This window comes from Candidatus Symbiopectobacterium sp. 'North America' (genome assembly GCF_015762685.1).
In the GTDB taxonomy this organism is placed as follows: domain Bacteria; phylum Pseudomonadota; class Gammaproteobacteria; order Enterobacterales; family Enterobacteriaceae; genus Symbiopectobacterium.
On record NZ_PEHF01000084.1, the window covers coordinates 130,070 to 146,011 of the forward strand.

The 15,942-nt window shown below is 54.4% G+C and carries 9 protein-coding genes and 6 pseudogenes; 5 read left to right on the top strand and 10 right to left on the bottom strand.

Going from position 1 to position 15,942, the window contains the following annotated elements:
* Positions 1 to 21: 21 nt before the first annotated feature.
* The gene (gene asd / locus CS369_RS17800; RefSeq protein ID WP_196908126.1) at positions 22 to 1,125 is read right to left on the bottom strand and encodes an aspartate-semialdehyde dehydrogenase; all 1,104 of its coding nucleotides are present in this window, start codon (positions 1,123 to 1,125) and stop codon (positions 22 to 24) included.
* A 356-nt stretch (positions 1,126 to 1,481) separates the two neighbouring features.
* On the opposite strand from asd, the gene CS369_RS17805 reads away from it, so the two are divergent.
* Positions 1,482 to 2,075, top strand: coding sequence for a YhgN family NAAT transporter (locus CS369_RS17805; RefSeq protein WP_196908127.1), 594 nt, complete (start codon positions 1,482 to 1,484; stop codon positions 2,073 to 2,075).
* 55 nt (positions 2,076 to 2,130) lie between these two features.
* A complete protein-coding gene (locus CS369_RS17810; RefSeq protein ID WP_196908173.1) occupies positions 2,131 to 2,718 on the top strand; it encodes a CpmJ protein in 588 nt (195 codons plus the stop codon).
* Between the two features lie 43 nt (positions 2,719 to 2,761).
* Here CS369_RS17810 and CS369_RS17815 read toward each other — a convergent pair whose 3' ends face one another.
* From CS369_RS17815 to glpA, 4 genes and pseudogenes are all read right to left on the bottom strand, one after another.
* Entirely contained in the window at positions 2,762 to 3,406 is a 645-nt protein-coding gene (locus tag CS369_RS17815; protein ID WP_244665090.1) for a pirin family protein, read from the bottom strand.
* Between the two features lie 315 nt (positions 3,407 to 3,721).
* Positions 3,722 to 4,913 (bottom strand): annotated as a pseudogene (glpC, locus tag CS369_RS17820) (anaerobic glycerol-3-phosphate dehydrogenase subunit GlpC).
* 43 nt (positions 4,914 to 4,956) lie between these two features.
* Positions 4,957 to 6,159: a glycerol-3-phosphate dehydrogenase subunit GlpB gene (gene glpB, locus CS369_RS17825; RefSeq protein WP_374191079.1), complete on the bottom strand. Its 1,203-nt coding sequence runs from the start codon at positions 6,157 to 6,159 to the stop codon at positions 4,957 to 4,959.
* Positions 6,149 to 7,735, bottom strand: a pseudogene (gene glpA / locus CS369_RS17830) (anaerobic glycerol-3-phosphate dehydrogenase subunit A). Before glpA ends, glpB begins: the two are co-directional and overlap by 11 nt.
* A gap of 346 nt (positions 7,736 to 8,081) precedes the next feature.
* Here glpA and glpT point away from each other — a divergent pair.
* A pseudogene (glpT, locus tag CS369_RS17835) lies at positions 8,082 to 9,416 on the top strand (glycerol-3-phosphate transporter).
* Between the two features lie 48 nt (positions 9,417 to 9,464).
* Here the strand turns inward: glpT and yigL are convergent.
* Both yigL and pldB read right to left on the bottom strand, forming a co-directional pair.
* Entirely contained in the window at positions 9,465 to 10,271 is an 807-nt protein-coding gene (yigL, locus tag CS369_RS17840) for a sugar/pyridoxal phosphate phosphatase YigL (protein ID WP_196908128.1), read from the bottom strand.
* A 51-nt stretch (positions 10,272 to 10,322) separates the two neighbouring features.
* Positions 10,323 to 11,334, bottom strand: a pseudogene (gene pldB, locus CS369_RS17845) (lysophospholipase L2).
* Positions 11,335 to 11,374: 40 nt separating this feature from the next.
* Here pldB and CS369_RS17850 point away from each other — a divergent pair.
* Positions 11,375 to 11,677: pseudogene (locus CS369_RS17850) on the top strand (LysE family transporter); the annotation flags it as partial.
* Between the two features lie 62 nt (positions 11,678 to 11,739).
* Here CS369_RS17850 and rhtC read toward each other — a convergent pair.
* The 3 genes and pseudogenes from rhtC to pldA form a co-directional block, all read right to left on the bottom strand.
* Positions 11,740 to 12,358 (bottom strand): annotated as a pseudogene (rhtC, locus tag CS369_RS17855) (threonine export protein RhtC).
* A 41-nt stretch (positions 12,359 to 12,399) separates the two neighbouring features.
* Complete coding sequence (recQ, locus tag CS369_RS17860; RefSeq protein WP_196908129.1) at positions 12,400 to 14,232, bottom strand: ATP-dependent DNA helicase RecQ; 1,833 nt, start codon at positions 14,230 to 14,232, stop codon at positions 12,400 to 12,402.
* A gap of 128 nt (positions 14,233 to 14,360) precedes the next feature.
* Positions 14,361 to 15,230: a phospholipase A gene (gene pldA / locus CS369_RS17865; RefSeq protein WP_196908130.1), complete on the bottom strand. Its 870-nt coding sequence runs from the start codon at positions 15,228 to 15,230 to the stop codon at positions 14,361 to 14,363.
* A gap of 206 nt (positions 15,231 to 15,436) precedes the next feature.
* Here pldA and CS369_RS17870 point away from each other — a divergent pair, with 206 nt between their 5' ends.
* On the top strand, positions 15,437 to 15,919 hold the full coding sequence (locus tag CS369_RS17870; protein ID WP_196908131.1) for a thioesterase family protein: 483 nt from the start codon (positions 15,437 to 15,439) through the stop codon (positions 15,917 to 15,919).
* Positions 15,920 to 15,942 lie beyond the last annotated feature (23 nt).

A 15,942-nucleotide genomic window follows, 5' to 3' on the forward strand; every position in this document is an offset into this window, starting at 1 on the left:
GGGCATTCAATCCAGAGAGGACTACAGCAGGATGCGCAGCATACGGCGCAACGGTTCTGCCGCACCCCACAACAGTTGGTCACCCACTGTAAAGGCGGAGAGATACTGCGGCCCCATGTTCAGTTTACGCAGACGCCCTACAGGCGTGGAAAGCGTGCCGGTTACCGCGGCAGGCGTCAATTCACGCATGGAGATCTCGCGATCGTTTGGTACCACTTTCACCCAATCGTTATGGGTTGCCAGCAATTGTTCGATTTCAGACACCGGAACATCTTTCTTCAGTTTCAGCGTAAACGCCTGGCTATGGCAGCGCAGTGCCCCGATGCGGACGCACAAACCATCCACCGGGATTACGGACTGTGTGCCGAGAATTTTGTTGGTTTCTGCCTGACCTTTCCACTCTTCGCGGCTCTGGCCATTATCCAACTGTTTGTCGATCCACGGGATCAAGCTGCCCGCCAACGGCACACCGAAATTGTCGGTCGGCAGCGTGCCACTGCGCGTCAGCGCGGTGACTTTGCGCTCGATATCCAGAATGGCAGAGGCAGGGTCCTGCAACTCTTTCGCCACATCATTGTGCAGCAGACCCATTTGGACCAGCAATTCGCTCATATGGCGCGCACCGCCGCCGGATGCCGCCTGATAGGTCGCCACAGAGGCCCATTCCACCAGATCGTGCGCAAACAGGACACCCAGCGACATCAGCATCAGGCTGACGGTACAGTTGCCGCCAACGAAAGTTTTAATGCCGTTGTCCAAGCCCTGTTTGATCACAGCATGGTTGACCGGATCGAGGATGATGATGGCGTCATCGCGAATACGCAGCGAGGAGGCTGCATCGATCCAATACCCCTGCCAGCCGCTTTCACGCAGCTTCGGGTAAACCTCATTGGTGTAATCACCGCCCTGGCAGGTGATGATGATATCCAGCGCGCGCAGTGCATCCAGATTGTAGGCATCTTGCAACGTGCCCTGCTGTCCACCCAGCAGCGGAGCAGCCTGACCGTGTTGTGACGTGGAAAAGAATACCGGACGAATCAGGTCAAAATCACGCTCTTCCTGCATACGCTGCATCAGAACGGAACCCACCATACCGCGCCAGCCGATAAAACCAACATTTTTCATGGTAACAATCCTGCCTTGGGGTGACACAAAGAATTTGGACTGCCACACAGGCAGTACTGACGGCCGACACACACTCTGTTACCCTGTTCTCGTCAGATGAATGCCTTGCGGAACAATAGGTTTACCACACGCAAACGCGCGCAAACCGTGGCGGCAGGACTATCATGACGGCAGAGCGAGGGGTAATAAAAATCGGTTTATCACCAAACTCAGCAAATATTACATAAAGTTATGACTATCAACCTTACAAAATGTACCAGAAGTCGCAAGTGAATTTATTCGATGACACCGGCTTTTTCAGCAATGAGGCTAATGCGGTGCCATCATTAAAGGGATAACAGGAGTCTACCACCACCATGAGCGAAATGATCTCAGCAACTATTCTGTTGCTGTTAATTATGGATCCGTTGGGCAATTTGCCCATTTTTATGTCGGTACTAAAACATCTGGACCCGAAACGCCGACGGGTGGTGCTGATTCGTGAGATGGTGATCGCCCTTGGGCTGATGCTGATTTTTCTGTTTGCTGGCGAACGTATTCTGGTGTTTCTCAATCTGCGTACTGAAACCGTATCTATTTCGGGCTGCATTGTGCTGTTTTTAATCGCTATCCGCATGATATTCCCGTCGCAGGAAAGCAACAGCAGCGGGTTGCCCGCAGGGGAAGAACCCTTTCTGGTACCGATGGCAATCCCACTGGTCGCCGGACCGTCTATTCTGGCCGCGCTGATGCTGTTATCGCATCAATATCCGGATCAGTTGCCGCATTTAACGCTCGCACTCTGCATCGCCTGGGGGATTTCATTTATCATTCTGCTGATGTCCGATCTATTTTTGCGCTTGCTGGGTGAGAAAGGCGTTGCCGCGCTGGAGCGACTGATGGGGCTGATTCTGGTCATGCTGTCGACCCAGATGTTCCTCGATGGCATCCGTACTTACCTGATGAAATGAGACGGTTACTGACCGGTTTTCGCCCAGCGTGGGCATGAAAGGGATAATCACCGCTATGTTTTTGCTTACCAACACTCGGCGCACCCTCACCGCCCTGCTGTTTTACAGCGGTACGACGATAGCCGCCTGTCAAAGTGCAGCGGGTTCGAGCCCCACTGGTTTGAGTCTGGTGCCGTTGCAACCGGGTGTGAATAATCTGGCGCTGGCACACCCGACCTCAGAGGATTTCGCGGTGCTTGCCACCTTCGAAAACAACACCTCACACCCTCACCGAGGCTTGAGCTTTTACATCAAAACTCCGGACGGTTATTCACTCGTCCCCATCCCCAACAGCGATGCGTTTATCTGGTTTGATTATCGTATTGCCGCATCGCGGCAGAAGATTTTCGATGTTCAACTGGTGCGCTATCCGCAAGGGGTGCGTTTAATCACCGCAGAGAAGGTGGGAGAGGATTTAACCGATGCGCAACCGGTTAAATTGCAACGTTACGTGTTGCAGGAAAGCCACGACGATCCCGGTGTGCCACTCTATACCTGGCATGAAGAGAAAAGTGTCGTTACCACGCAATCCTATGAAGATGTCGATACGCTATTGACCGACAGTGCGGCACTTTGCATGCTGCTTCCCGCAGAGGTTCCCTGAGAAAAGCAAAAAACGGTGCGTCACAGGTACGCACCGTTATTGGTTATACTGGCGGCAGATCGAACAGCAAGATTTCACTCTGCTGCGCGGCATGTATCGAGAGGGTTTCTTCGTCCCATATTGCCAGCGCATCGCTTTCGCCTGCTGCCTGACCGTTGATTTCCACCTTGCCCCGAACCACCTGAATCCACACGCGACGGCCTGCCAGCACCTGATATACCGACTGCTCTTGCGCTTTCAGCGCCCAACGCGACAGCGTCATATCCTGATACACCTTCAGCGACCCCTCACGTGCATCCGGTGACAGCACCAACTGACGGCCCTGCGGTGCATCAAAGCGTCGTTGCTCATAACGCGGCGTGATACCTGCTTTTTCCGGAATGATCCAGATCTGATACAAATGCAGCAGTTCATCCTGACTGGCATTGTATTCCGAATGGCGGATCCCGGTGCTCGCACTCATGATCTGAAATTCACCCGCCGGAATCTGCTCCTTGTTTCCCATGCTGTCCTGATGTTCCACCGTGCCGGACAGCACATAGGTCAGGATTTCCATATCTTTATGCGGGTGGGTGCCAAACCCTTGCCCACCTTCAATGCGGTCTTCGTTGATCACGCGTAACGCAGAGAACCCCATAAAGTTGGGATCGTAATAGTCTGCAAAGGAGAAACTGTGCCAGCTATCCAGTCAACCGTGGTTCGCATGACCACGCGCCTCAGCCTGTCGTAAATAAATCATATCGCCTCCACAAATGTTGTTGTTATGTTAAGTCTACCGGGAGGTGGGGAATATGAAAGCGTAAAAAACTCATCGCTCAGTTCAAAAAATTTAAAAGAGGTGGGAATAATGGGCAAAAAAAAAGCCAGCACCCGAGCTGGCTAAATAAACACTGGAAGCAATGTCGTGCCTTCACAGCGAGGTCGTCAGCGCATGAAAAGACATGCGTGCGTCTCTCTGGAATACATGACAATAATAATCATTATCATTCGATTCTGTAAAGGATTATTTTTCCGTCGCCAGTGCGCGTGCTAATAACGTGATCGGGTGCTCACAAGGTTTACTGGTCGACATCTCTACCTGCCATTTGCAGGTTTCACAGTCCGTGATCACCATATCCACTCCACTCTCCTCTATTTGGCGAAACAGCGGCGCGCCAATGCCCTGCGAGGTAGTGTAATTTTCCTTTTTAAAACCGTAAGTTCCGGTGATACCGCAGCACTGGGATTCCAGCACCACCAGTTTCAGCCCGGGAATGCGGTGCAATAAATCCAGTGTGTAGGAAGTCCACCCCATTTTCTCCATATGGCACGGCGTGTGATAAGCCACGCGTAGCGGCAGCGCTTTGCATTGCTCTAACAGGCGATACAGCTCACGCGTCACCAGCGTAATGCTATCGCGCACCGCATGATTATCGACCCCAGCAAATGCGGATATTCGTCACGCAGCGTCGCCGTGCAGCTTGATTAAGTTGCCACCACGGTAAGATTTTACCCTGTACCGCACCTTCCAGGTAGCCCACGTTTTGCTGCGCCTGCTTTCTGGCCTTGGCATGGAAGCCGTTAGCAATCAGCGGCACGCCACAGCACTTCTCTTTTTCCAACAGTTGCACGCCAATCCCCATCGCATTGAATATGCGGATCAAGTCTTTGCCCAACTGCGGATGGTTGTAGTTAACGTAGCAGCCGTGGAAGTACGCAATTTGCTCGCTAAACTGTTTTTGCGCTTCCGTTTGTTGACGATACCAGCGGCGGAAAGTGCCGAACGAGTATTTAGGCAACTGACGTCGATGGTCAATTTTCAGTGCTTTATCCAGCAACTGGCGCACCGGTTTCAGCCCGGTCCCCGCGTTCACTAATGGCGCAAACGGCGTGGATACCGTTCCCATCAGGTCGGTATGACTGAGGATGGTGTCACGCAGTGAAGGACGATGCGGGTTATAGCGTGCTTTGGCGCGCTGAATGATATCGCCAATTTTTACATCCGACGGGCAGGCCACTTCGCAGCGTTTGCAGTTGGTGCAATATTTCAGCGCCTCGTCATACAGCGCCGGATCTTTCAGACGCAGGCGTTCACCGTCCGGCCCGGCCTGTTTAGGCCCCGGATAAAGAGGATTCACCCGGGAAACCGGGCAGTAAGTGGTACACACCGTGCACTTGATACAATTATCAAAACTGGTGTCATTGAGCAGGCTCATGCGACCTCCCCTTGCAGCAGCGTATCGGCAACCGACAACGCGCTCAATAAAGATACCCCTGCGCCAGAGGGTCAAACCCTGCCAATACCGCGCCAATCGCATAGACGCTGGGCACCGTGACGCCCTTGATACGCGGGCGCAGCTTCTCGTCGGTTTTCACACCGAACAGGCGATACGGCTGAGGTGCCAGCACTTGTTCCCGGCTCCAGTCGCTACGTTCAGCGGCATAATGCACATCAAGCCCAAACACTGGCTCCACAACGCGATCAAACTCTGCTACCAGCCCGTTGTTAAAGAAGCTACCGCTGGCAAGCACCACCTGCTGAGCCCGCAGCGGAATATCGACGTGATTAAGGGTATAAAGCGCCTTTTCTGTTGCCCCCAGAACGGCACGTTCGACTTTATCGCCCTGCATCACCATGCCTCCCAATTGGCGGAAACGGCGCACCATCGCCTGATGCAAGCGAACCCCTGGTAACGACGGCGGAAGTGTCGGCAACAAACTGACGGGTTTGCCCAAAGCACTTTGCAGCATCGCCACGGCATCCGGCGTATCCAGCCCCAGGCAAGCGGGTAAAATGACGGCATCGTGATGAGCGCTCAGCCGCGTCAATTCCGCCAGCAATGCGCTGGCGTTTTCCGGCAGATCCAGCACGCGAGCGATATTTACCGCACGGAACTCGCTGGGGTTACCGCGCAGACGATCCAATGCGGGCAGACGCAAATCGGCACTCTTTGCCGCAATGCCCTGCGCTTGCAGCGCATCCGCTAAGATAGAGGCTTGGAAATCCAGAAAGCCTTCAATGCCCACAATCAGCTGAGCGAGCCATGTCAGCGGTTTGCCCTGTTCCCGCGTGACAATTTTCGGCGGACTCAGCCAGCACGGGCGATATTTACCGAGCGGCGTCAAGCGCAGGTGATTTTGCTGATGGCTACCCGTCATGGTTGCGCCACAGCGTGTCAATAAGGCTTCGGCTTCTGGCACCCAACGACGCACGGCGGCCTCACCCATCAGTGAATAGGGATGCTGCGGAGCCTGACTTGTCAGCGCTGACAGCGACTCAAGGGGATGATGAACCGGCTCGCCATCCGGCAGAAAGGACAGCAGATCCAGCGATCCCGAAGAGAAATGCAGGGCGCTTTGTCCTGAGCTGACAATGGCGCAGTGTTTTCCTTGCTCCGCCAAACGAATACCGCAGGTGAGCCCGGCTAACCCGCCACTGATAATGACGACGTCATACCGCATGTTGTTCCTCCTGCTGATCTTCAATACTCAGCCCACACAATCCCTGATATACCCAACTGGTGAATTCGCTTTCACGCAACGCGTTACCCCATGCGATGGGGCGAACGCCTTTCCAGCGTTCATTTAAAAACTGACTTAACTGCGCCAACGCTTGCGGCGGTGTCGATTGCCCCAGCTTGCACAGTAATCCGGCTGCACGGCACGCGCAGAGCTCACCTTGGCAGGTTCCCATCCCGACACGGGTACGCCGCCGCAGGTCAATCAGGTTATTGACCTTGAGTGCTTCCACGGCATAGCGGACTTCACCCGCCGTCACCGCTTCGCATTCGCACACCAGACTGCTATCGGCATACTCGCCAGACAGCACGCGCGCGGCGCGATCGCCGTGGCGGTAAATCGCAGAGCCACGCAGCGGCGCAGAAAATGTGCGCGTGCCAGACGTTGCGGCAGTAGATTGTTGCGTAGACGCACTGGCAGAGCCCGGCAGCGGTCGTTCCGCTGTGGTGCAGCGCGCACTGTGCCCCAGCTTTTCACACACCTTGTCGGTGACCCACTCCGCCATCAGGCGACTTGCCGCCAGTAATGGTGACAAACCCCCTTCCAGCCCGTCGCGACTGGCGTGGTCAAGCAGCACGATGCCGCGACTTACGCTGCGCCCGCTCGGATCATTGTCGCTGGCCACCAGCGGACGCACGCCCGCATAGGCACGCAAAATACGCGTCTGCGCCATCATCGGAGCCAGCTTCGCCCCTTCACGCATCAGGATCTCTACTTCTTGCGGCGTGACCGACATGTTGTCTATCTGGTCATAGTCCACGCGAGTCGAAGTGGTACCGATAAGCGAAATGGTGTCACCCGGCACCAAAATGTCGGCATCGGCAGGCTTACGGCAGCGGTTGATCACCATATTGTTGATACGGTGGCCGAGAATCAGCAATGCGCCTTTGGCAGGGAACATACGCACGCGCAAATTCGCATATTCGGCAATGCGCTGTCCCCAGATGCCGGCGGCGTTAATCACCACCTGCGCATAGAGATCGAGAGTACGTTGTTGTTTATGGTCGAAAACGCGCACGCTGGTGACACGATTGCCCTGACGTATCAGTCCCAGCACTTCGTGATAGGTCAATACTTCCGCCCCGTGTTCGCAGGCATCTACCATATTGGCAGTGGTGAGCCGGAACGGATCAACGGTGCCATCCGGCACGCGCACCGCGCCAATCAGCTGCGGGTTAGCGGCAGGCTCGAGGCGCAGCGCTTCCTGCGGATCAATCGCCTGAGCATTGATACCCGCCTGCTGACAGGCCTCGATAAACTGGGACTGATAAGCCAGATCGTCTTCAGGCAGGGTCAGGAACAGGCCATCGGTCGGCTCCACGCAGTGCGATGCGGCGTAAAATCTGGTTTTCTTCAATACATTCGCGCGCGGATTCACTGTCAGTTACCGCATAGCGCGAACCGCTGTGCAGCAACTCGCGCCTGTCGCGATGTCGAAGCGCTCCAGCAGCAGGCAACGCAGTCCCCTGAGTGCCAGGTCACGCAAGGTTCCCGCGCCAGTCGCGCCGCCGCCAATCACGATAACGTCGGTTTCGCTTTAGGCTGTGCTGTTTTCCATGATGGTGTCACCTTTCCGGATCTTCATTAAGGGTATTCAGACACAGAAAAGAAATGATTGATAAAGAGCAAATTCGAGCAAAAAACGAAAATAACAAACCGGATATGTAACCGTTTCGCGATAAAAGTCATACCAAAATGAGGCCTATCGGGGGGGCATTTTGTTAAGCAAAGCACAATAATTGAATGACTGTCATAAAAATGTAACATTTTAGCGGTGGCTCACATTGAAACCCTGCGCCATTTCGATACCATACGCGCGATTTAGCACAAAATAATTATCGCTTTTAAGCGTATTGGAGAACGTTATGCTGAGTATTTTTAAACCCACCCAGCACCAGCCCAGAGTGAGCGACGATCGGGTCGATCCTTTGTACTGTCGTCTGCGCTGGCAGATTTTTTTGGGATCTTTTTCGGTTATGCCGCTTACTATCTGGTAAGAAAAAATTTCGCATTAGCCATGCTGTACCTGATTGAACAGGGGTTCTCTCGCGGTGATCTTGGCTTTGCGTTATCAGGAATTTCTATCGCCTATGGTTTTTCCAAATTTATCATGGGCTCCATCTCCGACCGTTCCAACCCGCGCGTATTCTTGCCCGCAGGGTTGATTCTGGCGGCGGCAGTGATGCTGTTTATGGGCTTTGTGCCGTGGGCAACATCAAGCATCGCCATCATGTTTGTACTGCTGTTCCTGTGTGGCTGGTTCCAGGGCATGGGGTGGCCACCGTGCGGGCGCACCATCGCAGAAAGAGCGCTGCGGTATTGTTTCTGTCTGGAACTGCGCCCACAACGTGGGTGGTGGGATCCCACCGCTGCTTTTCCTGATGGGGATGGCCTGGTTCCATGACTGGAGAGCAGCGCTCTACATGCCAGCATTTGGCGCGAACCTGATTGCGGTGTTCGCTTTCGTGATGATGCGCGACACCCCGCAATCCTGCGGTCTGCCGCCGATTGAAGAGTACAAAAATGACTACCCGGTGGACTACACCGAAACCTCAGAGAAGGAACTGACGGCAAAAGAGATCTTCATGCAGTATGTGTTCCCGAACAAGCTGCTGTGGTATATCGCGATTGCCAACGTGTTCGTCTACCTGCTGCGCTACGGTATTCTCGACTGGTCACCGACCTACCTGAAAGAAGTGAAACACTTCGCGCTGAATAAATCCTCCTGGGCTTACTTCCTGTATGAATATGCAGGGATCCCTGGCACGCTGTTGTGCGGTTGGATGTCTGACAAGGTGTTCAAGGGCAATCGTGGTGCTACCGGTGTGTTCTTTATGACGCTGGTCACCATCGCCACCGTGGTTTACTGGCTGAACCCGGCGGGCAATCCGGGCATCGATATGGCCTGCATGATTGTTATCGGTTTCCTGATCTACGACCCTGTCATGCTGATCGGCCTGCACGCGCTAGAACTGGCACCGAAAAAAGCGGCGGGTACAGCGGCAGGCTTTACCGGGCTGTTCGGTTACCTCGGCGGCTCCGTTGCAGCCAGCGCCATCGTCGGCTACACCGTTGACTTCTTCGGTTGGGACGGCGGCTTTATGGTGATGATCGGCGGCAGCGTCATGGCGGTAGTACTGCTGTTTATCACCATGGTCAATGAGAAGAAACACAAGGCGGAAATGGAGAAACGCGCCTAATCGCAAGCGCCTTCTGTCTGCTGGCGGCCAAGGCCGCCAGCAACACCCTCACACCGCAGAGAGAAAGAGACGACGCAACGCGTGCGCTACCGCATCGTCCGCATTGCTGCCAATGACTTCCAGTTGCGGCAGTAAATCTTTCAAGCGCTGATGCGCGTTGCGCATAATGCATCCTTTACCGGCCATCGACAGCATTTCAAAATCGTTCATTCCATCGCCAAACGCAATGCACGACGTCAGGGTATGCCCCATCAGTTTGGCGACTTGCTCCAACGCATGGCCTTTGGATACGCCGCCCGCCATCACTTCCAGACAATTCAGCGTGGAAAAGCTCACGTTAACCTGATCGCCCCAGCGTGCATTGATCGCCTCTTCCAACGGCAGCAGCTTCTCATGGTTGTCACAGGTGAAGAACACTTTACTCACGCCATCAGTGCCGAGCAGGCCCGGTTCAAACAGTTTGTATTTGAATACTGACTCCTGAAAAAAGCGTTCCTCTTCCGGACGAGAGCGGCTTATAAACCATTCATCGTCACGGTAGACGTGCGTCAGCATCTCCGGGTTGCGGTACACCATGCTGTAGAGGTCGTGTGCAATATCCGGATCCAGATTGTGGCTGAAGATCAGCTCCCCCTGGGTGTTGTGCACGCGCGCGCCGTTAGAGGTGATCATAAAGGCGCTGATGCCCAGCCCGTCACGAATCTGCGCTACATCCAGATGATGCCGCCCGGTGGCAAACACAAAGTGGATGCCCTGTGCAGTCAGCAGTTTCAGGGTCTCTTTGGCGAATGGAGACAGCGTGTGGTCTGGCGACAGCAACGTGCCATCTAAATCGGAAGCAACGACGTGATACATAACAGTGAAATCTCACCTCTAAGGGGAATGGCGCGGCGTCGGCCGCAACATTTACGGATATTGTGCAAAATGGTTAAGAATATGGGTAAACACCTGCGCCCGAATCCCATCTTCTTCGAATAACAGTTCATGGCGGGCCCCCGCAATCACCACCGGAGTAACACCAACGCAGGGGTGTCCGGCTTCAGCCAACGCCTGACAAAATGTATCCTGACTGTGATTATCCACCACGATATCCTCCTGCGCCTGAAGCAGCAGCAAGGGGGTGGTAATGTGCACAGCCAATACCATCAGTTCGCGCCCAGCGGCCATCGATTCCCGCATCCAGTGATAGGTCGGGCCACCAACGCGTAGGCCGGGTTCATCGGCATAGGCGCGCACGCTGCGACGGTAACGCTCACGGCTGTGCGTTAGCACGTTGATCAAATAGGGCAGCGGACGCCATTGCCCGGTGCCGATAGCATAATAATCGCGAATGCGCGGGTGCAGTTCCGCCCAGGCAACAATGCGTGAAGCCAGCCAGCCCGGCATCGGCAATTTAATGCCACACATGGGCGCACATAGCACCACGGCATCGAATGCATCCGGCCGACGTGCCAAAAAATGCCCCAGGATCGCGGCCGCCCATTGAGTGGGCGAGCGCAAAGCAGCGCTGGTAACGTGAGGGATCGGCCGTTTTCACCGCATCCACATGGTGCAACCAGAATTGCTCGACGTCGTCTACGTAGTCACCAAAGCGTACCACATGGCCACGATTACCGTCTTCCAGCATCCGCCCGGAGCGCCCTTGGCCGCGATGATCCATGATCAGCACATCATAACCCGCCTGGAACAAATCGTAGGCGATTTCACCATACTTTACATAGCTTTCGATGCGGCCGGGAAACACCACCACCAGACGCGTGTGCTGTGGAGCGGTAAAGCGTACAAAGCGGATCGGCACATCGTCAACGCCGGGAAACTCCCCCTCTTCGCTCTGACGCCAGAAATCCAACAGCGTCCCGGTGACAAAGGCAGAAAACTGTTTTTCTCTTAATAATAGGCCAGAAATTTCGGGTGACATCACGTTTCTCCTTGCTGCACGGCACCGCGCTAGCCCCCTGCCACTCCGCCAACTGTTTCGTCGTGCCGTTCTGGTCAACCTCACCAACCCGAAAAGCATCGTTTTTCTGGCGGCGCTGTTCCCACAGTTTATCGTGCCGCACCAGCCGCAGGTTGCTCAGTATCTGATTTTGGGGGTGACCACAGTGGCGGTCGATATTGTGGTGATGATCGGTTACGCCACGCTCGCTACTCGCATTGCGGTATGGCTGAAAGGACCGCGCCAAATCCGCCTGCTCAACCGGCTGTTTGGCTCGTTGTTTATGCTGGTCGGCGCGCTACTGGCAACGGCGCGTAAGGTGTAATCCGTCACTCGCCGCCAACTGGCAGCGAGGACAAAACAGCGGGAGTGCTACGCCATGCTCGCTTAGCGAGAAATAATCAGATGCAGCCCAAAGCCGGTAAACAGCACCCCCGCCAGACCATCGATCCATTTAGCCAAACGCTGATAGCCGCGGCGCATTGCAGGCAAGGCAAATACCATTGCCACCAGGCTAAACCACAGCAGCGTTTCCAGTGAGATTAACGCAAACAGCCCCCAGCGCACACTGGTGCCAACGCTGTCGCCCATAAACAGAGAGAATACGCTACCGAAATAGATAAGCGCTTTCGGGTTGGCCAGGTTGGTCAGCAGACCGCGCATAAAGGTTTTCCCTTTCGAAGGCAGTTCTACCGTTTCAACCGTTTGCAACTCCCCTTTGCGACGCGCTGCGCGCAACATGTGCCATCCCATCCAGCACAGATACAATCCACCGCCGATGGTAATAGCATCGTGCAACCATGCCATTTTTTGCAGTAACAGGTGCAAATCCATCAACGCAATGGCCGCCCACACCATTACCCCCCAGAGAAATCCCCAGAACGCCCATCATGGCTTCTTTGCGCGAGCGACTCGCCGCCGTCTGGGAAACAAAAAAGAAATCCGGCCCCGGGCTCATCAATGCCACGAATTGCACCATCGCCACGGTCAAAAACAACATCATGATACTTTCCTTTTTTACCACAGAGTCTAGAAATTCAAGTCCGATCAGCGCACATCGTCGCCATCGTCCAGATGCTCACGGATCAGCGACATAAATGGCGTACCGAATCGCTCCAGTTTACGCTGCCCGACGCCGTTAATCGTCAGTAATTCGCTTGCCGTCACCGGCAAGCGATCGGCCATTTCCAGCAGCGTGGCATCACTGAACACCACATAAGGCGGGATATCGCCCTCATCAGCAATGGCTTTGCGTAGTTTGCGCAGTTTGGCAAACAGCTTGCGATCGTAAAGCCCAGTGTACGATTTTTGGTTCGCTTTCGGCTTCAGGTTAACCACGCGAGGCACCGCCAACTGCAAAGGTATCTCACCACGCAGCACCGGACGGGCTGATTCGGTCAGTTGTACCGCTGAGTGTAATGCAATATTTTGCGTGAGGAACCCCAGGTGAATCAGTTGGCGCAGCACGCTGACCCAATGCTCATGCGATTGCTCACGGCCAATGCCGTACACCGGCAGCTTGTCGTGTCCCCATTCGCGAATACGCTGGTTATTAGCCCCGCGCAACACCTCCACCACATAGCCCAGGCCGAAGCGCTGCCCCACCCGGTATACGCAGGAGAGCGCCTTTTGCGCATCCACCAGGCCATCATAACGCTTAGGTGGATAGAGGCAGATATCACAGTTACCGCAAGGGGCATGTCGCCCTTCACCAAAATAGTTAAGCAGCACCAGACGCCGGCAAGTTTGCGCCTCCGCGAACGCCCCCATCGAGTTCAACTTGTGTCGTTCAATTTCTTGCTGCGGGCCCGGCGATTTTTCCTCAAGGCAGCGGCGCAACCACGCCATATCCGCCGGATCGTAAAACAGTGCGGCTTCCGCAGGCAGGCCATCTCGCCCAGCACGCCCGGTCTCCTGATAGTAGGATTCGATAGTGCGTGGGATATCAAAGTGCACCACAAAGCGCACGTTGGGTTTGTTAATACCCATTCCAAAGGCGACGGTGGCTACCACCACTTGCAGATCGTCACGTAGGAACGCTTCCTGTACCTGCGCACGCCGTTCGTTGTCCAAGCCAGCATGATAGGCCGCCACGCTGAGGCCACGATTTTGCAGACGCGCACTAATATCCTCTACCTTCGCCCGGTTGTTGCAATAAATGATGCCGCTTTTACCGCGCTGGCCCTGCACAAACATCCACAGTTGATCGAGCGGTTTAAATTTCTCCACCAGCGTGTAGCGGATATTGGGCCTGTCGAAGCTGCTCAGATGAATATGCGGTTCGTGCAGATCGAGCAGGCGCACAATATCACTGCGCGTCGCGTCGTCGGCGGTGGCCGTCAAGGAAACCATTGGCAGCGTGGGGAAACGCTGCTTGATTTGCCCAAGGGCGCGGTATTCCGGGCGAAAATCATGCCCCCACTGGGAGATACAGTGCGCTTCGTCGATGGCAATCAGTGCCGGATTCCACTGGGCAAGCTGGTCAAAGAAGCTGTCCGTGGTTAAACGCTCCGGCGCGATATACAGCAGCTTGATTTCACCGCTGCGACAGCGGGTCATCACGTCCCACTGCTGCTCACGGGTCTGGGTCGAGTTCAGGCAGGCGGCAGTCACACCGTAGGCAAGAAGCTGATCTACCTGGTCTTTCATCAAAGAGATCAGCGGAGACACCACCAACGTCAGGCCATCCAGCACCAATGCGGGGATCTGGTAGCACAGCGATTTCCCGCCCCCGGTCGGCATGATCACCAGACAATCCTGACCGTTGACCGCAGCCTGAATGACCGCATCCTGACCGGGACGGAATTGCTGATAACCGAACGTATCGCGTAGAACTTGAGCCGCTAACGCTTCCTTATTTAACACTTCCGCCGTAGACACGCGTTCCCCGATCCTCTTTGCATCACATCAGCCCGTGGCCGATAAAATCAAACAGGCGCTATTTTCAGCGCCTGTGATAAAAACTGCAATCTTTTGACCACGAGAATTATTTTTTCTGAAAACGCGCTTCAAAAGATATCGTTCAACATCACACCGACACCGTAACGCGTCTGCCGATGGTTGTAGTCGATCATCGATTCGCCGTAGCCGCTAAACACCTTGGTATAGAAGCGTACATGCCTGGTTATCGGATAGCTCCACCCCAACTCTGCGTTGCCGTAACCGCTGTTCCAGTTGTAATGCCCTGCTACGCTGAAAATGCTGTCGCCCCAGACGTAGCCAACACGAACCCGATAATACCCCAGATACTTGGTGATATCCGGGTTGTCATCCTTGCGGTCGGGGATCAGGAACCAGGGTTTGAGATCCACCTTCCAGTTGCCGTTTTGCGCAATCAGGCGCATATAGGCGCGATCCCAACTGCGCGAAGTTGGATCTGCCTTGCCGTTGGATTGGTGATTCAGCCCCACTTCCACATCGCGCAATGTCCATCCGCCCAAACTGTAATCGGTCGCCCAGCCAAGAAATATCTGTGGTTCATAGTTAGTTTCACGAAACGGAGAGGATTCGTCAGCATTCGACATCTGCCACCAGGATTGCTGGGTATAAGAGACTCCCAACAGCGAATTGTCACCCATGATGCCGCGCCAGATGGGGAAGGCCAGACTCAACTGGAAATTCACTTCATCTTTTTTACGCTCTTCTTTGGCCCAGTCGTAACTGCTGATCGCTTGTTTATTGATGTTGGTGGTGTAGGTATAAAGCAGATAGTTGCTTTCGTAAGGATAAAGGATAAAAGGGTTATCATGGTCTTGCAGCAAATTGGCAATAATGCTGCCACGCACTGCGGGCCTGTCGTGTACAACCTGAACTTTTGCTTCTTCTGCCTGAACTTTTGCCGCCAACAAGAGCGCCACTACGCCCGCAATTTTGCGCATACGGTATCTCCGACCAACATGAAAGTAAGGAAAAATGATAGACACGCTCATTATTATTCTAGCTTCATAATCTGTAATTGAATCATCCACTTCCTAGTTATTCATGCTTTTCTGAAAAGAAACAGAAACGCCTCATAAAACAAACAAAAATTTGACGTTAAACTATCCTTATTCTCTGTTCCGATCGTTACTGAGGGCCGCCCGCTATGTCATTACCGCTTGTCCAGCAGGATGACACGCTTCCCCCTGATGCCATGCTGTCTCAGGAGAGCGTTCGCCAACGTGTCAGCGACATTTTTATCTATCAGATGCCCTTCAACCGGGAACTGGGGCTTGAACTGTGTGAGTTTGAAGCCGACCATGCCATTTTGGTGTTTGATCGTCAGGAGCGATTGGTCGGCAATGCGTTGCAAAAAATTCTCCACGGCGGTGTGATAGCCGCCGGGCTGGTCTGCGTCGGCAGCGCGCTGTTACGGCACCACAGCATCAGCGCTCAGGAATTTCACCAGCGACTGGCACGCATGGGCACTATCGATCTGCGTGTGGACTATCTGCGCCCAGGCCGCGGCGAGCACTTTACCCTGACCAGCACGCTGCTGCGTGGCGGCAATAAAATCGCCGTGGCGCGTGCCGAGTTGCACAATGAGGCACAGGTGCATATCGCCACCACCACCTATATCGTCGGATAACGCCGAATTATTCGCACAGTAAC